Below are 21,083 nucleotides of genomic sequence, written 5' to 3'. Positions count from 1 at the left end.
CGCCCATGCCTGTGATTTCCAAGTACGACAAACAATTCGACCAACTGCTGAGCGAGCTGGAGGCGGTCATGGACAAGCACCAGGCGCCGGCGGATCTGCGCCTGATGGTACTGGGCAACCTGGCCACCCATGTGATCAATCATCAGGTGGCCCCCGGCCAGCGCAAGGCCATTGCCGACAAATTTGCCAGTGTGCTGACCTCCTCGGTCGACACCCAGAAAGGGGCGCATTAAGCGCCTTTTCCGTTCTCGCCAACAGCAACGTCATGGTTGAAACCGGTCCCCTTTATCGCGACAACGTCTCCCGGCTAATCGGCTGGGGTCACTGGTTCGTGTTTTTCAACATTCTGCTGGCCATGGCGGTGTCTACCCGCTATCTGTTTGCCGCCGGCCTGCCCGACAGCGCCCTTGGCATCGGCTATATGCTGGTGAGCTGGGTGGGACATTTCGCCTTCCTCACCTTTTGCACCTACCTGCTGACCCTGTTTCCGCTGACCTTTCTGGTGCCAAAACTGCGGGCGGTGCAGCTAATGGGCGCGGGACTGGCCACCGGCGCCCTCACCCTGCTGCTGGTGGACACTCAGGTCTTCAGCCTGTTCGGCTTTCACCTCAACCCCTCGGTGTGGCGGTTGTTGCTGGATCAGGCCCAGGCGGAAGGAGCGCCGGGCTGGGGCTGGCTGTTTGCCTGGGTCCCCTTGCTGTTTGTGGCCGAGCTGTGGCTGGCGTCCTGGTTGTGGCGCTGGAGTCCGCGCCGCTCGCGCAGCCTGTCCCGGCCGCTGACCCTGCCCCTGCTGGTGTGTTTTTTCCTGACCCACAGCGTGCATATCTGGGCCGACGCCACCCTGTATACGCCCATTACCCTGCAAAAGGCCAACTTTCCCCTGTCCTACCCCATGACCGCCAAAAGCTTTTTGATAAAGCAGGGCTGGCTGGACGAAGAGGAATACCGGCAACGCTCGCAACAGCTGACCGGCAGCCCGCAACAACGGCTCAATTATCCGCTGCGTCCCCTGTCGGTGCAGCCCTCGGAGCAAGCTCCCAATATTTTACTGGTGGTGGCCGACGGCCTGCGTGCCGATCAGCTCGACGACATTACCATGCCCAACCTGAGCCGCTTTGCCGACCGCCACCTGCGCTTTGACAATCATCTCAGCGCCGGCAACCGGCCGGAGCCGGCGCTGTTCAGCCTGTTCTACAGCCTGCCAGCCCACTACCGGCAGGAGGCAGAGCTGGAGCGCAAGGCCCCGGTACTGATCGACGAACTGCAACGCCAGGACTACCGCCTGGGGCTTTTTGTCAGCGGGGGCACCGGCTCGGCCCTGTATCGGGATGCCATTTTCACCACCCTGCGCAGCCCGGGTGAACAGCCGGCCGTGGGCGGGGCCGAAGGCGATCGACTGGCGCTGGGGCGGTTTGCCGGCTGGCTGGCCGACGGGCAGGACGACCGGCCCTGGTTTTCCTTTGTCTATCTCGACGCCCTCAACGCCCTGTCGCTGCCCGATGGCATGAACGGGCCGTTTCAGCCGTCGCTGGAGCGACTTAACCCGGCCGAACCCTATCGCAGCGAACAGCACGATGCCCTGCTCAACCGTTACCGCAATGCCGCCTTTTACACCGATCAACTGCTGGGTGGGCTGCTTGGCCTGCTGCAGGGTGTGGAGCGGAATACCATAGTGGTGGTGACCTCGGGCCATGGCATGGAGTTCAACGACAACGGCAACAACACCTGGGGCTTTGGCAATGCCTATTCCCCGGCACAGCTACAGGTTCCCCTGGTGGTGGCCTGGCCCGGCCGAGAAGCCCCCGAGCGCTTTGCCCACCCCACCAGCCACCTGGATCTGGCCCCCACCCTGCTGCAGCAGGCGCTGGGGGTGAACAGCCCGCTGCGCAGCTATGCCAGTGGCCAGTCACTGTTTACGGTGCGGGAAAGCCGCTGGCGGCTGGCCTCGGATGAAGAGGAATATGCAATTTTCCAGGGCAGCGACATCACCCTGTTCAACCGCCAGGGCGATCTGCAACTGCTGGATGCCGGCAGTTACCGGGCGCGGGAGGAAGCCAACCCGGAGCTGACCCTGCTGATGCAGGTGATGAATGAGCTGAACCGGTTTCAGGGCAAATAACCGGGATTAGGGATTAGGGATTAGGGATTAGTTATTGAGTGCTGCTCCCAAGTCACCAGTCCCTAACCTTCGTTACTCGGTCTTCAGTCCAGAACCCGGCGGGCCTGCCAGTAACGGCTTTTCCAGTACACATTGTCGAGTCTGGAGATGGTCACCCCGACACTGGAAGAAGCATGGGCAAACTTGCCGTTACCAATGTAAACGCCGTTGTGTTGCGTGCTGCGGCCGGTACGGAAGAACACCAGATCCCCCGGACGCAGCTGCTCCCGCTCCACCTCGCGCCCCAGGTTTACCTGCTCGTATGTGCTGCGCGGCAGCTCCATGCCAAAGGCTTCCTGGTAGAGGGCCTGGGTAAAGGCAGAGCAGTCGATGCCGTCCGCTCCCTCACCGCCAAAGCGATAGGGCACGCCCCGCCAGCGCTGATAGACCTGATGCAGGTTGGTGAGGGTGGCCGCCGATCTGGCCGGTTTCATGGGCTCGGTACTGATGCTGTAAGTCAGGGAAGAAGACGGTTTTCTACCAGCCATCTTTTTACCTGACTTCTCATCCGGTGTGCTGCTGCACCCGGCCATCACAAGCAGACTGCCGATAACAATGACTTTCTTTATCATATGGATAATGGCAACCAATTGATGAACTCAAAGATACTAGTCCAGAACCCCGGTATTTTGCAAAGCAGAAAATGAGTAAAAACAAGGATATTGGCGCCGAACTGCTGATTTGTGACGCATCGGCGATAAAAACACCATCAACTGCCTTTAAAACGCTCTCTTCCGCCGAACAAGAGCGCCTGGCGACCATGCAGCATTCCTTGCAGGCTCAGTTATTCCTGCTGGGCCGCTACCTGCTGCGCCATTATCTGGGCGCGCGCCTGGGAGTGCCGCCGGCACGGCTCGACATTCGCCTGAACGACAAGGGCAAACCCGCCTTGGTCGAGGGCGGCTGGCAGTTTAACCTGAGCCACAGCGGTCCGCTGCTGGCGCTGGCGTTCAGCCCCGTCGCGGCGGTGGGGGTAGATCTGGAAAGCCGGCGCCTGCCGCCCGATCGCATCGCCCGGCTGGCCCGGCGCTACCTGGCCGGCGACGAGCAAGCCTGGCTGGCCAGCAGCCGCAGTCCCGAAGCGGACTTTCAGCAACTGTGGACGGTCAAGGAAGCCGTGCTCAAGGCCGACGGCGGCGGCATTGCCCATAATCTGGATAAGGTAGTGTGGCGGCCCGGCGAGCCCCTCGCCCGCTTTCATAAACGTGCCTACCGGCTCTATCAGGGGCATGCGGCCGGCGCCAGCCTGACCCTGGCGGTGGCTGGCGAGACCGCCGGGCTGCGCCTGCTGAGCCCGGCGGATTGCGCCCCTGCGCTTGAAATTGCCGGTCCGCAACCCAATCTAGCCATAAACCCCTAAAGAGGCTTCTCAATGTTCGTTGATATCACGGTAGAGAATTTTCAGCAGGCGCTGATCCAGGCGTCCATGAGCAAAACGGTGGTGATCTTTTTCCACGCCGATCAGGTGCCCGAGTGCCAGCCCATGCGCGCCCAGGTGGAGCGGCTGATCGGTGCCGACAACGGTCAGGTGGATCTGGCCCGGGTCGACGTGGCCGATCCCCAGTTGCAAAGCCTCGCCATGCAGCTGGGCCTGCAGGCGCTGCCGGCCCTGGTGGCGTTCAAGGACGGCCAGCCGGTGGACATGTTGGAAGGCCCGCAGGACGATGCCGCCCTTAACACCTTTCTCAAGCCCTACCTGCCCGACGAGGCGGCACAGCTGCTGGATCAGGCCAAGCAAATGCTGGGCATGGATCCCCAGGCCGCCTATGGCCTGCTGCAACAGGCCCGGGCGCTCAATGACAGCGCCGCCATTCGCCTGACCCTGGCCGAGACCGCCCTGGCCCTGAACAAGCTGGAAGAAACCCGGCAGTTGCTCGACACCATCGGCATGGCAGATCAGGACAGCCAGTACCAGCATGTGCTGGCCCGGCTGGAGCTGGCAGAAGAAGCCGCCGACAGCCCCGAGCTGCGCGAGCTGGAACAGAAGCTGGCCGCCACTCCCGACAGCCTGGAGTTAAAGGAAGAGCTGGCGGTGCAGTATTTTCAGGCCGGCCGCCAGGAAGAAGCGCTGCAGCTGCTGATCGAGATCCTGCAGCGGGATCTGTCCTTTGGCGAAGCCAAGAAGCACTTGCTGGATATGCTGACCAGCATGGGTACCGATCCGGTGGCGTCCCGCTATCGCCGCAAGCTGTACAGCATGCTGTATTAAGCGGTGAAATGTGAGGGGAAAGGACGTCTCCTCCCCCTCACTGTTCACCCCTCACCGGCGTTACCAGCTGGCGCCGATCACCAGCACTACCAGCAGCGGGCACACCAGCCGCACATACCAGGGCCAGATGCGCCAGAACAGGCTATCGGACAGCGCCGGCGTCCCCTTCACCAGCTCGTCAAACAATTTGGCCCGCCCCCACATCCAGCCGCCCAGCACGCAGAAGCCCAGGCCCACCAGGGGCTGAATGTTCTGGGTGGACAGCCGTATCACAAAACCGAACAGGGTGCCGAAGTTCAGGCAGATCACCACACTGAACAACGCCAGGGCGCTGCCCAGCAGCCAGGTCATGCGTGGCCGCGAGGTGCCGAACCGCTCGGTGGCATAAGACACCGGCACCTCCAGCATGGAAATGGATGAAGTCAGCGCGGCAATGGCCATCAGCACAAAGAACACCAGTGCCATCAGCATGCCCACCGGGCCCATGCTGTCAAACAGCGCCGGCAACACCTGAAACACCAGGGTGTCGCTGCTCAGCAGGCTGCCGTCATCGGCATAGATGGTCACGCCGTGGTTCATGGCCACAAACATCGCCGGCAGGATCACCAGGCCCGCCAGAAAGGCCACCCCGGTATCGATCAGGGTCACCTGAAAGGCGGTGGTGGGAATGCTTTCCTGCCGGCTCAGGTAGGAGCCGTACATCAACATGGAACAGCCGCCGATGGTGAGAGAGAAAAACGCCTGCCCCATGGCGCTGATCAGCAGCTGGCCGTCCATCACCTTGCTGAAGTCGGGCACCAAGTAGTGACGCAGCCCTTCCATGGCGCCGTCCTGAGTGAGGATATAGCCAAACAGCAACACAAACAGCACAAACAGCGCCGGCATCAGCCGGGCCGACCAGCGCTCTATGCCCCGTCGCACCCCGGCCTGCACCACCAGAATGGTGAGCAGATAAAACACCAGGGTCCAGACGATATTGCGGCCCAGGCCAAAGGCCTCCAGCCACTCGGTGGCCACCGGCCAGCCCAGCATGCGGGTGACGCTGGCGGCCAGAAAGGCCATCAGCCAGCCCGCCACTATGGCATAAAATGACAGCACCAGGCTCGGCACCAGCATGCCGGCATAACCCACCAGCCCCGCCAGGGACTGCTGCAACGGGCTTTTACCCAGTTTGCGTACCGCATCCACCGGGTTGGCCTGGCCATGGCGGCCGATGGCCACCTCCATCACCAGCATGGGAAAGGCCAGGGCAAACACCAGCACCAGATAGGTCACCAGAAAGGCACCACCGCCGTTGCTGGCCGCCTGGGTGGGGAAGCCCCAGATGTTACCCAGACCCACCGCCGCTCCCGCGGCCGCCATGATAAACCCGAAGCGGGAGGCGAAATGTTCTCTCACTTTGTATTCCTTGCTATTGATAACGATTGGCGTCAGGCCGGCCCGGCCGCGGCCTCATCATGATGGGGCCAGGCGTTGATCACCGCCTTGACCAGGGTGGCCAGGGGAATGGCGAAAAACACGCCCCAGAAGCCCCAGAGGCCGCCAAACACCAGCACCGCCACGATAATGGCAATGGGGTGCAGGTTGACCGCCTCGGAAAACAGGATGGGCACCAGCACGTTGCCGTCCAGCGCCTGAATAATGGCGTAGGCCACCATCAGGTAGAAGAAGGGGGCGGCAAAGCCCCATTGAAACAGCCCCACCATGGCCACCGGCACGGTGGCAGCGGCGGCGCCGATATAGGGGATCAGTACCGAGAATCCCACCAGCACCGCCAGCAGCAGGGCATAGTTAAGCCCCAGCAGCATAAAGGTGACATAGCTGACACCGCCGACGATCAGGATTTCAATGACCTTGCCGCGCACATAGTTGGCGATCTGCACGTTCATCTCGTGCCACACGCGGGAGATCAGCTCCCGGTTACGAGGCAGAAAGCGGCGCATGCTCTGCAGCAGCGCCGGTTTGTCCTTGAGCATGAAGAACACCAGCACCGACACCAGAATGAGGTACACCATCAATACCGCCACATTGGTCAGCGAGCTGATGGAAACGCTCAGTATGGCGTCGGCCGAGCCTACCAGCCGGCCGCGCAGATCGTTGAGCAGGTTTTGCATCAGGGTAACGTCCACCAGCTCCGGATACTCCTCGGGCAGGGTCAGCAGCACTTCCTGGGCCCGGTTGATCATGGTGGGCACTTCCCGCGCCAGGTTGACACTCTGGTTGAGAATGGACGGCACCAGGCTGACCAGCGACAGCACCAGCAACACCGCAAACATCAGCAACACCACCCCGGCCGCCGGCCCTCTGCCCAACCCCAGCCGGCGCAGGCGGCCCACCGGCCATTCCAGCAGGTAGGCAATCACCACGGCGGCGAAAAACGGCGCCAGTATGCGCCCCATGAAATACACCACCACAAAACCGAACAGCAGCAGCAAAAACAGCACCACCGCCCCCGGATCGGAAAACCGCTGCCGATACCAGTGCTTGAGAACATCCAACATGCAGAGCTTCCTTATGAGTGTTTGGTGACGATGAGTACTAGCTGTTCGGGGCAGTCCGTGACGACCTCAACTCCCTGGCCGGTGCGCACAAGATAGGCGGGAATGTCCCGGCGCGAGCCGGTGTCGGTCAGCCGCAGCCACAGTCGCTGGCGGGCCCCGGCCGACTTCAGCCAGAGTTTCAGCTCCAGCAATGGCTGCGGGCAACGCAGCGCGCCGGCGTCCAGGCGGTCCATACTCATCCTTTGTAAAAAGAAGGCATTATCCCTCGCCTGCCAGCGCCAAACAATGCTTGTTCCACTCAAGGCGGACAGTTATTCTGCCGATCTGCATTCAGCAAGGAACAAGCCCACATGATGTACCGCACCCTTTCACTGGCGCTGGCAATGGCGCTGACGGCGGCCCAGCCCGCTCAGGCCGATAACAGCCTGCCCGACATAGGCACCGCCGGGGTCAGCGCCATGTCGGTGGAGCGGGAAGTGCGCTTTGGCGACGCCTTTAGCCGCTTCGCCCGGGCCAATCAGCCGGTGGTGGACGATCCGGTGCTGAATGAATACATCTCCGATCTGGGGCTGAAGCTGTTGTCCCAGGCCGACTCGGTGCGTTTTCCCTTTCGCTTTCTGCTGATTCGGGATGACAGCATCAACGCCAGCGCCTTTCTCGGCGGCGTGGTGCAGCTGCATACCGGGCTGTTCCTGTACGCGGAAAGTGAAAGCGAACTGGCTTCGGTGCTGGCCCACGAAATCACCCACGTCACCCAGCGCCACATTGCCCGCTACCTGGAATCCCAGTCCCGCGGCACCCCCCTGACCATTGCCGGCCTGGTGGGCTCGGTGGCGCTGGCGGTGGTCAACCCCCAGGCGGGCATGGCCGCCCTGCAGACCACCCTGGGGCTGCGTATGCAGTCGGCCATCAACTACACGCGGGACAACGAATTTGAGGCCGATCGGCTGGGCCTGCGCCTGCTGTACAACGCCGGCTTTGATCCCAACGCCATGGCCGGCTTTTTTCAGAAGCTCTCTGACAAGTACCAGTTTGCCAGCACCCCTCCCCAGATGCTGCTGACCCACCCGCTGCCCGCCAGCCGTATCGCCGAGGCCCGTAGCCGGGCGGCGGAATATGCCGTCCGGCCGTTGTCGCCCTCGCTTGACTTTCAACTGGCCAAGGCCCGCATCATGGTGCGGCTGCAACAGGCCGGTACCACGGAGCAACACCGGTATTTTGAGCAGCAGGTGAAGGCCGGCGGTGCCTGGTTGCCCGACGCCGCCCGCTACGGCCAGGCCCTGGGGCTGATGGAAATCAACCAGCATCAGCAGGCCCGGCCCCTGCTGATGCAGCTGGCCGAGCGTCACGGCGGCAACCTGTTCGTGCTCGACGCCCTGACCGATGTAGACAACGCCGAAGGCCGCCACGAGGCCGCCATCGCCCGGCTGGAGCAGGCCCGCCGGCGCCTGCCTGACAATACCGTGATCATGATTAACCTGGCCGACAGCCTGCTGCAGGCCGGCCGTAATCAGGACGCCGCCGCCCTGCTCGACGATTACCTGCGCCGCCGGCCCGATGCCGCCCTGGCCTGGGAGCTGCTGGCCCAGTCCCTGCGCCCGCTCAGCGACGAGTCCGCGTTTCGCCGGGCCCAGGCCGAGCTGGCCGCACTCAAGGGCCGCTACGACGTGGCAGTGCAGCAAATGGAACTGGCCGCCACCCTGTCTCAGGACGCCATGCAGCGGGCCCGCCTCGGCGCCCGGCTGGAACAACTGCGCCAGCAGCAGCAGGAATGGGACGCGCTGAGGAACTAAGGCTCGGGACTAGGGACTGGGGACTGGAAAAGTGTACGGTCGTAGGTTGCCGATAAGCGGAGCGAATCACAACACGCAGGCGGCGGTGGAATGTTGGAATTCGCTGCGCTCATTCCAACCTACCTCGGTCCACCAATAACGACACACAAGTCCCTAACCCCTAGTCCTTACTCCCCCAATAATGATGCTGCCAGCGTGCAATATCCTCCGCCTTGAGCTCGCCCTGATGGCGCTCTGCCAGCTTGCCGTCGGGATCGAGCACAAAGGTGGTGGGCAACACTCGGGGCAGCTCAAAGGGCCAGGGCCCTTCCAGGCCGGCCGCCACCGGCACGCGAATGGCCAGGCGCTGCTGCAGTTGTTGCAGCGCCTGGGCCGGCATGGCATCAAAGCTTACCGCCAGCACCGCCGGTCCGGCGGCGTCATTCAGGGCATTGAGCAGGGGCAGCTCCCGCAGGCAGGGGGCACACCATTCGGCAAAATAGTTCACCACCAGCCAGTCTCCCCGGTAATCGGCCAGCCGCCGCTGCTCGCCATCGGCCAGGGTCAGGGTGGCCGCCTCGCGGCAGCCGGCCAGCACCAGCACCATCGTCAAAACCCAGAGCGGAAGTTTGCTCATTGCGCTTTTCCTTCTATACAATGCCCGCAGCCACGCCACAGGAGTGAATAATGAGTCTGTTTATCTATCATAATCCCCGCTGCTCCAAAAGCCGGGAGACCCTGGCCCTGCTGCAGGACAAGGGACTTGAGCCCGAGGTGATCAAATACCTGGACACCCCGCCTTCCGCCGATCAGCTGAAAACCCTGCTGACCCAGCTGGGCATGGCCTCGGCCCGCCAGCTCATGCGCACCAAGGAAGAGGTATACAAGACCCTGGGACTGGCGGACGTGACCGACGAGGAGGCGCTGCTTGAAGCCATGGTCGCCAACCCCAAACTGATTGAGCGCCCCATTGTAGTGTGCAACGGCAAGGCCGCCCTGGGTCGTCCGCCCGAGCAAGTACTGGATATTCTGTAATGACTACCGCCTTCGCCCGCAAGCTGGCGCTTACCGGTTATCTCGGCCTGATCGTCTGGGTGGCGCTCTGGCATGGCCTGTTGTCACCGCATCCGGAGCTGGGTGCCGGCTTTATGCTGACCATGTGGCTGCCCTGGCTGTTTATTCCGATGCGGGGCATGCTCAAGGGCAATCCTTATACGCACGCCTGGGCGGTGTTTCTGATCATGCCCTACTTTCTGCACTCCCTGACCCTGCTGTGGGTGGATGAGGGAGAACGCTGGCTGGCGCTGGTTGAGCTGCTGCTGGCCACCCTGATGTTCGTGGGCAACAGCTACTACGCCAAGCTGCGCGGCCGCGAGCTGGGCCTGAGTATTCGCAAGAAGAAAAAGGATTAACGACTAGGGACTGGGGATTGGCTTGTAGGCCCGGCTTTAGCCGGGCAAATAAAGCCACATTCGGTGCTGCGCTCAAATAACGCGCCCCGATAAATCGGGGCCTACACCGCCGTCACACCAGGCATGACCCGGAGTCAATGGCATATAGCAATAGGTTGTGATAAGCGAAGCGAACCCCAACCTACGGAGCTCCCCAATCCCTATTCCCCAGCCCCCGATTTAAAGCCCCAGTATTTCTCGAGTAAAGGGCAGGCTCAGCTTGCGCCTTGCCTGAAAGGAAGCGTTGTCGAGCAGATCCAACGCCGCCAGCAGGGTGCTCATGTCCCGGGACAGCCGGCTCAGCAGCAGCCGGCCCACGTCGGTGGGCAGCTTGAAGCCGCGCAGCTCGGCCCGCAGCTGCAGGGCGCTGAGCTTGCCTTCGTCATCCAGGGTTTTCAGCTGATAGGCCACGCCCCAGTCCAGCCGCGACGCCAGATCCGGCAGCCCCAGGCCCAGATTACGGGACGGTGCCGAGGCGCTGATCACCAGGGTGCCCAACGCCCGCTCCCGCCGGCGATTGAAGAAGTTGAACACCGCCCGCTCCCACTCATCGATCCCGGCAATGGCATCCAGGTTGTCGAGGCACACCAGCGGCAGCAGCTCCATGCCGTCGAGCAGACTCGGCGACATGCGTCGATGAGCGTGCAGGGGCAGGCAGGTGGCCGCCTCACCGCTGGCGTTGACTTCGGCGCAGGTGGCATGGAGCAGATGGGAACGGCCGGAGCCGGGCTGGCCCCAGAGGTAGATCACCTCGTCCCCCTGCCCCAGGGCGGCGTTTTTGAGGGCGGTGATCAGCTGGGCATTGTCGCCCGGATAGAAGCTGGCAAAGGTTTCATCATCGGGCAGCTGCACCGCCAGGGCCAGCTGGGCCGGTTGCTGTGCATCACCGGCACGGCTCACCGGGGCGCCTCCGCCAGCCGGTAACGATGCTCACCCAGGGCACTGAGGCCGGCGCCGGCCAGCAGGCCCTGCACCGCACCAGCGGGGCCCGACAGCATCAGCTTAAGCCGAACTTCATCGCCGGCACTGTCCAGCAACTGCACACCACTCACGCCGTCCAGCGCCGCCAGCCGTTGCTGCAGGCGAACGGTGTCGGCGAAATGCCGCAGGCCGGTCACCACCAGGATGTACTCTCCCGGGGCATGGGCGCCGGCCTGCAACGCCTCGGCCGGCGCCTGATTGACCGGGGCCGGTGCGCGCTGGACGCCCTGATGGGTCACCCAGTAATCGTTGACCGCCGCCAGCACGCCGGCCGGATCACCGGCTTGCCCCTGGGCCAGGGGGGGCTCGCCATCCCGGGAAAACAGCCGCCAGTCCAGCTGACCACCCCGTTGCTGTACCGCCAGCCAGAGCTCGGCGCCATAGCGGCGGCTGGCCTCGGTCAGGGCGCCATTCTGCAGCAGGGCGTCCTTGTTCACCTGCAGGTGCTCCTGCAGATCCCACAGCGGCCACAAAATCGGCACGGCAAAATCGCTGCCGGCCCGGCGCCAGCCGGTGGTCATGGTATCGAGGGCTCGTTGGCCGTTAACCTGCCACACCAGCAGCGATGGCCGTGGCCCGGTCCAGGCCTTGAGCCCGGCGCTTTCCAGCAGGGGCAACAGTTCGCCCCGCTCAAAACGCACTCGATAGCCACCGCCGGTCTGCTCGTCTTCACGGTAACGGGCGCCGTTCTCACGTATTTCGTCCCGTACCCAGGACGCCTCGGCCGCACTGCCTGCCAGCCGGGCCAGCAACACATCCACCGCCTGTTCCCGGGCCAGTTTTCGGCTGTAGGGGGCAGGATCGAGGGTCACCTCGAACACGGACGCGGCCGACACGCCGGCGAAACCCAGCAGCATCAGCGACAGCAGCAATTGTTTCAGCATGACTTGGCCATTGTCGAAAATCGGGCGCTCATGATAACCACTGACCGGGACTCATGCCAGAATCAATGGGGCCGCTCCCTGGGCAGCACCAAGTTCAGCAGAATGCCGACAATGCCGCACAGGCTGATGCCCTGCAGGCTGAAATCACCGATGCCAAAGGCCATGCCGCCGATGCCGAACACCAGAATCACCGCCACGATGCACAGGTTGCGGGCCTGAGACAGATCAACCTGATGCTTGATCAGGCTGTTGAGGCCAACGGTGGCGATGGAGCCGAACAGCAGGATCATGATGCCGCCCATCACCGGCACCGGAATGCTCTGCATCAGGGCGCCGAACTTGCCCACAAAGGCCAGGGCAATGGCAAAACCGGCAGCCCAGGTCATGATCACCGGGTTGAAGTTCTTGGTCAGCATCACGGCGCCGGTCACTTCGGAGTAAGTGGTGTTGGGCGGGCCGCCAAACAGGGAGGCGGCACCGGTGGCCAGGCCGTCTCCCAGCAGGGTGCGGTGCAGGCCGGGCTTTTTCAGGTAGTCCTTGCCGGTCACCGAGCCGATGGCCAGCACATCACCAATGTGCTCAATGGCCGGGGCAATGGCCACCGGAATCATGAACAGCACCGCCTGCCAGTTCCACTCCGGCGCCACAAAGTTGGGCAGGGAGAACCAGGGCGCATCCCGCACCGGAGAAAAGTCCACCACGCCCATGGCCAGGGCCATGCCATAACCCACGGCAATGCCGGCGGTGATGGGCACCAGCCGGAACACACCCTTGGCCAGGGTGGACACCAGCAGGGTGGTAATGAGGGAGCCCAGCGACAACCACAACGCGGTGTCGTGCGCCACCAGCACGGCACTGCCGTCACCGCTCTTGCCGATGGCCATGTTTACCGCCATGGGCGCCAGGCCCAGGCCAATCACCATGATCACCGGGCCCACCACCACGGGGGGCAGCAGCCGGGTCAGCAAGGCAGTGCCGCGCCAGCGTACCAGCTGGCTGAGCAGCACATACATGATTCCCGCCGCCATCAGGCCGCTCATGGTGGCGGGAATACCCCAGGTCTGCACGCCATAAAGAATGGGCGCGATAAAGGCAAAGGAGGACGCCAGAAAAATCGGTACCTGGCGTTTGGTACAGATCTGAAACACCAGGGTACCGATACCGGCGGTGAACAGTGCCACATTGGTATCCAGGCCGGTGATCAGCGGCATCAGCACCAGGGCGCCAAAGGCCACAAACAACATTTGGGAGCCGGCCAGGGCCTGACGCAGGGGGGTGTGCACCGCCGGCTGGCCGGGCGCCAGCTCCTGAGTGCGTTCAGCGGGATTCATTTGTTACAACCTCAAACAGCAGAAAAAAACCGGCCTGGGCCGGTTTTAAATGAACTTACTTGGTACCAAAAATCTTGTCGCCGGCATCGCCGAGGCCGGGAATGATATAGCCGTGCTCATCGAGGCGCTCGTCCACCGAGGCGCAATACAGCTCCACGTCAGGGTGGGCCGCTTCCAGCGCCTTGACCCCTTCGGGGGCGGCCACCAGCACGATTACCTTGAAATTGGTACAGCCGTGCTGCTTGAGCAGATCGATGGTGGCGATCATTGAGCCGCCGGTAGCCAGCATGGGATCCACAATCAGCGCCAGACGCTCGTCGATATGACTGACCAGCTTGTTGAAATAGGACACCGGCTGCAGGGTCTCCTCGTCCCGGTATACCCCCACAACGCTTACCCGGGCGCTCGGCATGTGCTCGAGCACGCCGTCCATCATGCCCAGGCCGGCCCGCAGAATGGGCACTACGGTGACCTTCTTGCCCTTGAGCTGATCCACCTCGGTGGCGCCGGTCCAGCCATTGATGGTGGTTTTTTCGGTTTCAAAATCGGCAGTGGCTTCGTAGGTCAGCAGGCTGCCGACTTCCTTTGCCAGTTCACGAAAGCGTTTGGTGCTGATGTCGGCTTCCCGCATCAGACCCAGCTTGTGTTTAACCAAAGGGTGCTTGACCTCAACGACTTTCATCAACAACTTCTCCCGACGCACTAAATAACGGACACAAAAAACCGCGGAACTCTAGCATAAAATAGCGCTCGGCGGCAGACTTTCAGCAGTAATTTTAGCAAAAGACCATGCCGGCCGGCGGCCCTGCCGCGGATTGCCCTCGACGTCCTTGAGCCGCTGCCAGTGGCACTGCTTCCCGCATTAAATTAGAATAGCCGCCGAAACACTTACCCGGGCTGGCCACGGTGCCAAAGAGCACCGGGCGGGCTCAACACCAATGACAAGGTAACAACACGTGACGCAGAACAAACCCCTGAGCTACAAAGACGCCGGTGTCGACATCGACGCCGGCAACGCCCTGGTTGAACGCATCAAGGGCGTCAGCCGCCGCACCCAGCGCCCGGAAGTCATGGGCGGCCTCGGGGGCTTTGGCGCCCTGTGCCAGCTGCCCACCGGTTACAAGGAGCCGGTACTGGTGGCCGGCACCGATGGCGTGGGCACCAAGCTGCGCCTGGCCATTGACCTCAAGCGCCATCAGGGCGTGGGCGTGGATCTGGTGGCCATGTGCGTCAACGATCTGATCGTGCAGGGCGCCGAGCCGCTGTTCTTTCTCGACTACTACGCCACCGGCAAGCTCGATGTAGACACCGCCGCCGACGTGGTGACCGGCATTGGTGAAGGGTGTGAGCTGAGCGGCTGTGCCCTGATCGGCGGTGAAACCGCGGAAATGCCCGGCATGTACGAAGCCGGCGACTACGATCTGGCAGGATTTTGTGTGGGCGTGGTTGAGAAAAGCGGCATTATCGACGGTTCCAAAGTGGCCTCAGGCGACGCCCTGATCGCCTTAGGCTCCAGTGGCCCGCACTCCAACGGCTATTCCCTGATCCGCAAGATCCTGGAAGTCAGCCAGGCCGATCTGAATCAGCCCCTGGGCGACGCCACCCTGGCCGACGCGCTGATGGCCCCCACTCGCATCTACGTCAAGCCGGTGCTGGAGCTGATCAAGCTGTTCGACATTCACGCCCTGAGCCACATCACCGGCGGCGGTTTCTGGGAAAACATTCCCCGCGTACTGCCCGAGAGCGCCAAGGCGGTGATCGACGGCGCCAGCTGGCAGTGGCCCGAGGTATTCACCTGGCTGCAGCAGGCAGGCAACGTCGAAACCCATGAAATGTACCGCACCTTCAACTGTGGTGTGGGCATGGTCATTGCCCTGCCCGCCGACCAGGCCGACGCCGCGGTCCAGTTCATGCAAGACGCCGGCGAAAACGCCTGGGTCATCGGCCGTATCGAACAGGCCGCCGAGGGCGCCGAGCAGGTCGAAATCAAATGAAACGCATCCTGGTGCTGATCTCCGGCAACGGCAGCAACCTGCAGGCCCTGCTGGATCAGGCGGCCGCAGGCCGCCTGGGCGGCGAAGTGGTGGCGGTGATCAGCAACAAGGCCGACGCCTATGGCCTGGAGCGGGCTCGCGCGGCCGGCGTGGCCACCGAGGTGCTGCCGGGCCGGGACTTTGCCGACCGGGACAGTTTTGACGCCGCGCTGCGGCAGCGGATCGACGGTTACACCCCGGATCTGGTGGTGCTGGCCGGCTTTATGCGTATTCTCACCCCGGCCTTGGTGCGCCACTATGAAGGGCGAATGCTCAATATTCACCCTTCCCTGCTGCCGAAATATCAGGGCCTGAACACCCACCAGCGCGCCATTGACGCCGGCGACGACGAGCACGGTTGCAGCGTGCATTTCGTCACCGAAGAGCTGGATGGCGGCCCGGTGATCCTGCAGGCCCGAGTCCCCGTGTTTGCGGACGACGACGCCACTACTGTGGCGGAGCGGGTGCATGTGCAGGAGCACGCCATCTACCCGCTGGCGGTGCGCTGGTTCTGCGACGGCCGGCTGGCCATGAAGGGCGGCCAGGCCTGGCTGGATAATCAGCCGCTGCCGCCGGAAGGCCATGCCGGCGACTGAGCGCCGACGCAAAAAGTCGACATAAAAAAAGGATGCATATGCATCCTTTTTTATTGGCACATGCCCCTGTCTCAGCCTACTCGCTGCCGTTACCGGCGATGCGCTCGCCCAGCCAGAACAGGTTGTATTCACCGGGCTGCATCTTGTGCCACTGCTCGTTGTTGGTGAGCGGCTGGGTGGCGATCACGGTGACGATGTCGTTGGGGGTGGTTTCCTTCTGAAAGTCGATTTCCACCTCTTCGTCAATCAGCCGGGCCGGGCCAAAGGGCGCACGCCGAGTGATCCAGTGCAGGTTGTTGCTGCAGTAGGTCATCAGATATTCGCCGTCGGTAAGCAGCATGTTGAACACCCCCAGGCCGCGCAGCTGATCACTCAGGGTGGCCACATAGCGAAACATGGCGGCCATGTTACCGGGCTTGCGCGGATACTTTCGCTCCAGCTCGTTCAGCAGCCAGCAAAAAGCCAGCTCGCTGTCGGTGTCGCCCACCGGCTTGTGCCGACCGGTCTTCAGCTTTTTGTAACCACTGAGCTGGCCATTGTGGGCAAAGGTCCAGTAACGGCCCCATAGCTCCCGAGTAAAGGGATGGGTGTTTTCCAGGGCAATACCCCCCCGGTTGGCCTGGCGAATATGGCTGACCACGGCACAGCTCTTGATGGGGTATTCCTGTACCAGCTGGGCAATGCGCGACTGGCTGGACGGTTGCGGATCCTTGAAGGTGCGCAGGCCCTTGCCCTCATAAAAGACGATGCCCCAGCCGTCCTTGTGGGGGCCGGTGCGCCCGCCCCGCTGCATCAGGCCGGTAAAGCTGAAACAGATGTCGGTAGGCACATTGGCGCTCATCCCTAGCAATTCACACATGCGGCTTACTCTTGCTCCATTTCCTTTTCGACCAGCTGGATCAGAATATGAATGATCTTGATATGTACTTCCTGAATGCGGTCGGCATAGCCAAAGTGCGGCACGCGAATTTCCACATCCGCCAGCCCCGCCATCTTGCCGCCGTCCTTGCCGGTGAGCGCTATGGTCTGAATGCCCGCCGCCTTGGCCACCTCAATGGCCTTGAGAATATTGGCCGAATTGCCGCTGGTGGACAGACCGAGCAGCACATCGCCCTTGCGGCCAACCGCTTCCAGATAGCGGGAGAACACAAACTCGTAGCCAAAGTCGTTGGACACGCAGGACAGGTGGCTGGGGTCGGAAATGGCGATGGCCGGGTAGCCGGGGCGGTTTTCCCGATAGCGGCCGGTCAGCTCCTCGGCAAAGTGCATGGCGTCGCAATGGGAGCCGCCATTGCCACAAGACAGCACCTTGCCGCCGGCCTTGAAACTGTCGGCCAGCAGTTTGGCCGCGCGCTCAATGGCGGCAATGTTGGCGTCATCGGCCAGAAAGCGGTTCAGCACCTCGGCGGCTTCGTTCAGCTCGCTGCGGATCAGATTCTGATACATGTAATGGCCTCTCGCTTGCGGTAAAGACGCATTTTGGCACAAGTCACTCAGAGCGCAAAGCCGAAGGAGTCCGGCCTGGGGCCTCCATTGCCACCTGCCGCGGTCTGTGACATTGGTCACACAGCACTTTTTAAGTACAATATTGCCAAGCTTTTAATACAAAACTCTCACAGGTCTGGCACATGGACGCAAAAAACCGCATCGCCGCATTAATCGAACACCTGCAGCAGGGGCTGCTGGAACGAGAAACCCCGGCCCGGCTGGCCCTGCTGGCGGCCCTTTCCGGCGAGCACCTGTTACTGCTGGGTCCGCCCGGCACCGCCAAGAGTGAGCTGTCGCGCCGGCTGCACACCCTGATGGCCGACGGCAGCTATTTTGAACGGCTGCTGACCCGCTTTTCGGTACCGGAAGAGCTGTTTGGCCCGCTGTCCATCAAGGCGCTGGAACAGGACCGTTACCTGCGCCAGACGCAGGGTTACCTGCCCGAGGCTTCCATCGCCTTTATTGATGAAATCTTCAAGGCCAATAGCGCCATTCTCAACAGCCTGCTCACCCTGCTCAACGAGCGCCAGTTCGACAACGGCAACGAGCGCCTGCCGGTGCCCCTGGTGTCGGTGATCGCGGCCAGCAACGAGCTGCCGGAAGGGGCCGAACTGAATGCCCTGTATGACCGTTTTCTGCTGCGCTTTCAGGTGGCCCCGGTGGGCGACGACGCCTTTACCGGACTGCTTACCCTGAACCAGCCCTATCAGGAGCCGGCAGCCGAGCTTAAATTAACCGGCGCCGAGCTGGCCGCTTTACGCAAAGAAGCCGAACAGCTGCCGCTGTCACCGGCGCTGATTCGCCTGCTGCACAGCCTGCGCCGTTTTCTCGCCGAGCAGGACATACCGGTATCGGACCGGCGCTGGCGCAAGGTGGTCAAGCTGCTCAAGGTATCGGCCTGCTGCAATGGTCAGCCACAGGCAGATCTGCTCGATGCCTGGCTGCTGCCCCACTGCCTGTGGCAGCAGCCGGAGCAGCAAGGCCGGCTGACCGACTGGCTGCACGAGCACATTGCCGCGGACCCGGGCTTCAGCCCGCAACTGGTGAGCGACATGGTCGACAGCTGGCAGGAGCGGCTGGATCAGGATGCCGATCCGGTACTGCCGTCCCTCAATGAGCAGGGCTATCGGCTTTATCTCGACGAGCAGGGCCAGCCGGTCACCGAGGCCAGGGGCCAGCGCCACAAGCGCAATGAAAGCGGCCAGCTGCTCTATCGCCAGCCCCGGCTGCCCGACTCGGTATTCACCGAGCAGGAAGTCCGCAACCTGGGCGGCAATCGGGATCAATATCAGCCGCTGATGGAAAGCTATCAGCGCCCCAGCGCCCTGCAGCCCAGGGCCTGGCCCGCCAGCCATGTGGCCTCGCGCCTGCGCCAGCTCGATGAGCGCATCGACGAGTTGGCGGACTATCTGGCCTGGCTGGAAACCCAGCAGCAGGGCCTGGGTCAGCGCCTGCGTCAGCACCTGTGGCTGAGCCCGGAGCTGGGGGAGCTCGCCCGCGCCCAGCTGGAGCAGCAGCAGGCCGGCCTGAGCCGCCAGCACGAGCGGCTGCAGGCCCTGCGTGAAGCCTTTGCCGACCTGCCGGTTGAAGGCTGAGATGGCCCCCGCCCAAAGCGCCGGCCTGGCACCGTTAAGCGAGCTGCCCGAGAGCCTGTTCAGCCTGGTGGTCACCCACCCCCTGGGCAGCCTGCTGCCCCGGGCCAGCCGGGTACTGGCCATGCTGAGCGAGCTCGACAAGGGACGGCTGCCGGCCCCCGGCGACTGGCTGAGCACCAGCACCGAACGGCGCATTCGCCAGTTGCTGGTGCGCGCCAATGCGCTGGAATACTGCAAGGAAACCCCGGACGTGGCCCGGGCCATCATGCAGGACATATTACTGGTGCTGGAGCAGGTGGAGCTGATCTGGCCGGCCACCGCCGGCCTGTTGCAACAACAAGGTATTGCTGTAGAGCGGGCCGAGCGCCGCGCCCGGGCCCGGCACACCCGCCAAGCCATCGCCAAGCTGGCGGAGCAGTGGCAGCAGCGCATCAGCCTGTGGCAGGCGCTGGATGACGTGGCCGAGGAGTTCGGCATCGCCCCGGCCATTGGCACCGACAAGGACAGCGGCCACCTGCGCGACCGCGCCTGGTTCGATCTGCTGCGCCTGGCCCGCTGGGTGGCGGACATTCGCCAGTTGCAAAAGCTGCTTAAACTCATGGGCCAGCAGCGGCCGGATCCAGAGCAGAGCGCCACCCTGAGCCAGCTGCAGCAGATGATGAGCCCCCGGGATAACGGCCCCAGAGAGCGGCGACTGCCGGGCATTCCCATGGAAACCCAGGGCATTACCCGCTCCGATAATCTGTCGCGCATGCTGGCGCTGGAAGCGGCCCTGCTGGGGCACCCGTCTTTGCATATGCTGTGGCATGCCCGCCGGGCGGAGCAAAGCCTGCTCAGCTACGCCGTGGCCGGGGTCATGCCCATCGATGCGGGCAACGACTGGCCCCTGCCCCGGGCCGGCAAGGGCGAAGGCGACGGCAAGGGTACCCAGTTTGGCCCCATTATTCTGTGCCTGGACACTTCTGCGTCCATGCACGGCCTGGCGGAGCAGGTGTCCAAGGCCATGGTGCTGGCGGCCCTGCGCATGGCCAAACAGCAGCAACGCGGCTGTCTGGTGTATCTGTTTGGCGGCGCCGGCGAGCTGCTGGTACTCGACAACCAGACATTAACCCTGCCCGAGCTGCTCGACATGCTGCGCGGCTCCTTCAGTGGCGGCACCGACGTGAGCACGCCGCTCAATGCCGCCCTCACCCGGCTGCAACAGCAGGAATGGCGGCAGGCGGATATTCTGCTGGTAAGCGACGGCGAGTTTGAAGTGTCCAGAGAGTTGCAGGCTCAGGTGAAGCACGGCAAGGAAGCCCTGGGCGTGCGCCTGTTTGGCCTGCAGTTGGGCTATGCCACCGCCCTGCACGCCATGCGCAAGGTGTGTGACCCGGTGCACCTGTTCAGCGACTGGCGCAGCCTGGAGCAGGCGGCCCGGGCCTGATTAGCCTTTTCTGCCTGCCGTAGGTTGCTGATGAGGGTAGCGAATCGCAACATGAAGCCGCCCGCAAAATGCTGGAATTCGCTGCAATCATTCACATCTTCTCATGACCTCTGATTCGGATTAGCCTCTCACCATCACCAGCCGGGGTTCGCCGGGGCCAAAATAATCCTCTTCGCGGCCGGCTTCGGCAAAGCCCAGACTGTGGTAGAGATGTAGGGCCGGGTTGTCGGGCAATACCGTCAGTTTAATGCGCTTACACCCCTGACTTTCCAGGGCGGTTACCGCCACCTGCAGCAGTTGCCGGCCCAGCCCTCGCCCGCGCGCCGCCGGTGCCACCGCCAGCGACAATATCCAGCCTTCATTCGCCACCTCCCCCCGGCCCGCCAGGACATAGCCCAACAATTCGTTCTCGCTCTCGGCCACCAGCAGCGAGCCTGGCCACAGATCCCAGGCCTGACGCAGAAAAAAGTCCGGGTAGCCGTGCTCCCCAAAGGCGGCGCACTCCAGGCCATGGACCGCCGCGAGATCGGCCCTGGTTGCGGGTCTGATGTTCATGTCTTCATCCTGCTTGTTGGTACCGGCGCCATGGTAAGGCAAAGCCTCCGCCGTTGCTTCCTTCTTGCCGATAACTGTTTAAATAATGAGCAGAGGGCTAAGC

At 62.9% G+C, this 21,083-nt stretch carries 23 protein-coding genes; 11 read left to right on the top strand and 12 right to left on the bottom strand.

Annotated features, from left to right (window positions below; all coding sequences use genetic code 11):
• Positions 1–5: 5 nt before the first annotated feature.
• Positions 6–233, top strand: coding sequence for a YejL family protein (locus OJHNALOF_RS11645; protein ID WP_165662121.1), 228 nt, complete (start codon positions 6–8; stop codon positions 231–233).
• 32 nt (positions 234–265) lie between these two features.
• Entirely contained in the window at positions 266–2,119 is a 1,854-nt protein-coding gene (locus OJHNALOF_RS11640) for a DUF3413 domain-containing protein (protein ID WP_165662120.1), read from the top strand.
• Between the two features lie 83 nt (positions 2,120–2,202).
• Here the strand turns inward: OJHNALOF_RS11640 and OJHNALOF_RS11635 are convergent, their stop codons facing one another.
• Positions 2,203–2,646, bottom strand: coding sequence for an NlpC/P60 family protein (locus tag OJHNALOF_RS11635; RefSeq protein ID WP_094200649.1), 444 nt, complete (start codon positions 2,644–2,646; stop codon positions 2,203–2,205).
• Positions 2,647–2,801: 155 nt separating this feature from the next.
• Here OJHNALOF_RS11635 and OJHNALOF_RS11630 point away from each other — a divergent pair, with 155 nt between their 5' ends.
• The gene (locus tag OJHNALOF_RS11630; protein ID WP_165662119.1) at positions 2,802–3,518 is read left to right on the top strand and encodes a 4'-phosphopantetheinyl transferase superfamily protein; all 717 of its coding nucleotides are present in this window, start codon (positions 2,802–2,804) and stop codon (positions 3,516–3,518) included.
• Positions 3,519–3,530: 12 nt separating this feature from the next.
• Positions 3,531–4,367: a tetratricopeptide repeat protein gene (locus OJHNALOF_RS11625; protein ID WP_165662118.1), complete on the top strand. Its 837-nt coding sequence runs from the start codon at positions 3,531–3,533 to the stop codon at positions 4,365–4,367.
• Positions 4,368–4,427: 60 nt separating this feature from the next.
• Here the strand turns inward: OJHNALOF_RS11625 and OJHNALOF_RS11620 are convergent, their stop codons facing one another.
• From OJHNALOF_RS11620 to OJHNALOF_RS11610, 3 genes are read right to left on the bottom strand one after another with little or no spacing between them, the layout of a single operon-like run.
• Positions 4,428–5,765: a sodium-dependent transporter gene (locus tag OJHNALOF_RS11620; protein WP_165662117.1), complete on the bottom strand. Its 1,338-nt coding sequence runs from the start codon at positions 5,763–5,765 to the stop codon at positions 4,428–4,430.
• 32 nt (positions 5,766–5,797) lie between these two features.
• On the bottom strand, positions 5,798–6,868 hold the full coding sequence (locus tag OJHNALOF_RS11615) for an AI-2E family transporter (protein ID WP_094200645.1): 1,071 nt from the start codon (positions 6,866–6,868) through the stop codon (positions 5,798–5,800).
• Between the two features lie 11 nt (positions 6,869–6,879).
• Positions 6,880–7,107, bottom strand: a complete 228-nt coding sequence (locus OJHNALOF_RS11610; protein ID WP_240919725.1) for a sulfurtransferase TusA family protein — start codon at positions 7,105–7,107, stop codon at positions 6,880–6,882.
• Between the two features lie 111 nt (positions 7,108–7,218).
• Between OJHNALOF_RS11610 and OJHNALOF_RS11605 the strand changes: the two genes are divergently transcribed.
• Entirely contained in the window at positions 7,219–8,661 is a 1,443-nt protein-coding gene (locus OJHNALOF_RS11605) for a M48 family metalloprotease (protein ID WP_370462320.1), read from the top strand.
• A gap of 160 nt (positions 8,662–8,821) precedes the next feature.
• Here OJHNALOF_RS11605 and OJHNALOF_RS11600 read toward each other — a convergent pair whose 3' ends face one another.
• Positions 8,822–9,277: a TlpA disulfide reductase family protein gene (locus tag OJHNALOF_RS11600; protein WP_094200643.1), complete on the bottom strand. Its 456-nt coding sequence runs from the start codon at positions 9,275–9,277 to the stop codon at positions 8,822–8,824.
• A 50-nt stretch (positions 9,278–9,327) separates the two neighbouring features.
• On the opposite strand from OJHNALOF_RS11600, the gene arsC reads away from it, so the two are divergent.
• Positions 9,328–9,675, top strand: coding sequence for an arsenate reductase (glutaredoxin) (gene arsC, locus OJHNALOF_RS11595; protein ID WP_165662116.1), 348 nt, complete (start codon positions 9,328–9,330; stop codon positions 9,673–9,675).
• Positions 9,675–10,052: a DUF2069 domain-containing protein gene (locus tag OJHNALOF_RS11590; protein ID WP_094200641.1), complete on the top strand. Its 378-nt coding sequence runs from the start codon at positions 9,675–9,677 to the stop codon at positions 10,050–10,052. Before arsC ends, OJHNALOF_RS11590 begins: the two co-directional genes overlap by 1 nt.
• A gap of 219 nt (positions 10,053–10,271) precedes the next feature.
• On the opposite strand, the gene hda is transcribed toward OJHNALOF_RS11590, so the two are convergent.
• From hda to upp, 4 genes are all read right to left on the bottom strand, one after another.
• Positions 10,272–10,991: a DnaA inactivator Hda gene (gene hda, locus OJHNALOF_RS11585; RefSeq protein WP_165662115.1), complete on the bottom strand. Its 720-nt coding sequence runs from the start codon at positions 10,989–10,991 to the stop codon at positions 10,272–10,274.
• Complete coding sequence (locus OJHNALOF_RS11580; RefSeq protein ID WP_094200639.1) at positions 10,988–11,956, bottom strand: DUF2066 domain-containing protein; 969 nt, start codon at positions 11,954–11,956, stop codon at positions 10,988–10,990. The genes hda and OJHNALOF_RS11580 overlap by 4 nt, the downstream gene beginning before the upstream one ends.
• A 62-nt stretch (positions 11,957–12,018) precedes the next feature.
• Entirely contained in the window at positions 12,019–13,287 is a 1,269-nt protein-coding gene (locus OJHNALOF_RS11575) for a uracil-xanthine permease family protein (RefSeq protein ID WP_094200638.1), read from the bottom strand.
• A 55-nt stretch (positions 13,288–13,342) separates the two neighbouring features.
• Positions 13,343–13,969: a uracil phosphoribosyltransferase gene (gene upp, locus OJHNALOF_RS11570; RefSeq protein ID WP_094200637.1), complete on the bottom strand. Its 627-nt coding sequence runs from the start codon at positions 13,967–13,969 to the stop codon at positions 13,343–13,345.
• A gap of 274 nt (positions 13,970–14,243) precedes the next feature.
• On the opposite strand from upp, the gene purM reads away from it, so the two are divergent.
• Both purM and purN read left to right on the top strand, forming a co-directional pair.
• On the top strand, positions 14,244–15,281 hold the full coding sequence (gene purM / locus OJHNALOF_RS11565; protein WP_165662114.1) for a phosphoribosylformylglycinamidine cyclo-ligase: 1,038 nt from the start codon (positions 14,244–14,246) through the stop codon (positions 15,279–15,281).
• Positions 15,278–15,916, top strand: a complete 639-nt coding sequence (gene purN, locus OJHNALOF_RS11560; protein ID WP_094200635.1) for a phosphoribosylglycinamide formyltransferase — start codon at positions 15,278–15,280, stop codon at positions 15,914–15,916. Before purM ends, purN begins: the two co-directional genes overlap by 4 nt.
• A gap of 76 nt (positions 15,917–15,992) precedes the next feature.
• Here the strand turns inward: purN and OJHNALOF_RS11555 are convergent, their stop codons facing one another.
• Both OJHNALOF_RS11555 and lpcA read right to left on the bottom strand, forming a co-directional pair.
• A complete protein-coding gene (locus OJHNALOF_RS11555) occupies positions 15,993–16,775 on the bottom strand; it encodes a class II glutamine amidotransferase (protein ID WP_094200634.1) in 783 nt (260 codons plus the stop codon).
• A 5-nt stretch (positions 16,776–16,780) separates the two neighbouring features.
• Positions 16,781–17,362: a D-sedoheptulose 7-phosphate isomerase gene (gene lpcA / locus OJHNALOF_RS11550; protein ID WP_094200633.1), complete on the bottom strand. Its 582-nt coding sequence runs from the start codon at positions 17,360–17,362 to the stop codon at positions 16,781–16,783.
• A gap of 182 nt (positions 17,363–17,544) precedes the next feature.
• On the opposite strand from lpcA, the gene OJHNALOF_RS11545 reads away from it, so the two are divergent.
• Together OJHNALOF_RS11545 and OJHNALOF_RS11540 are read left to right on the top strand one after the other, a co-directional pair.
• Positions 17,545–18,999: an AAA family ATPase gene (locus OJHNALOF_RS11545; protein WP_165662113.1), complete on the top strand. Its 1,455-nt coding sequence runs from the start codon at positions 17,545–17,547 to the stop codon at positions 18,997–18,999.
• 1 nt (position 19,000) lies between these two features.
• Positions 19,001–20,425, top strand: a complete 1,425-nt coding sequence (locus OJHNALOF_RS11540; protein ID WP_165662112.1) for a VWA domain-containing protein — start codon at positions 19,001–19,003, stop codon at positions 20,423–20,425.
• Between the two features lie 120 nt (positions 20,426–20,545).
• Here OJHNALOF_RS11540 and OJHNALOF_RS11535 read toward each other — a convergent pair whose 3' ends face one another.
• Positions 20,546–20,980, bottom strand: a complete 435-nt coding sequence (locus OJHNALOF_RS11535) for a GNAT family N-acetyltransferase (RefSeq protein WP_165662111.1) — start codon at positions 20,978–20,980, stop codon at positions 20,546–20,548.
• Positions 20,981–21,083 lie beyond the last annotated feature (103 nt).

Origin of the sequence: Oceanimonas sp. MB9, assembly GCF_011319775.1 — a bacterium.
Lineage (GTDB): Bacteria > Pseudomonadota > Gammaproteobacteria > Enterobacterales > Aeromonadaceae > Oceanimonas > Oceanimonas doudoroffii.
This window is presented reverse-complemented; position numbering and strand designations above follow the sequence as displayed.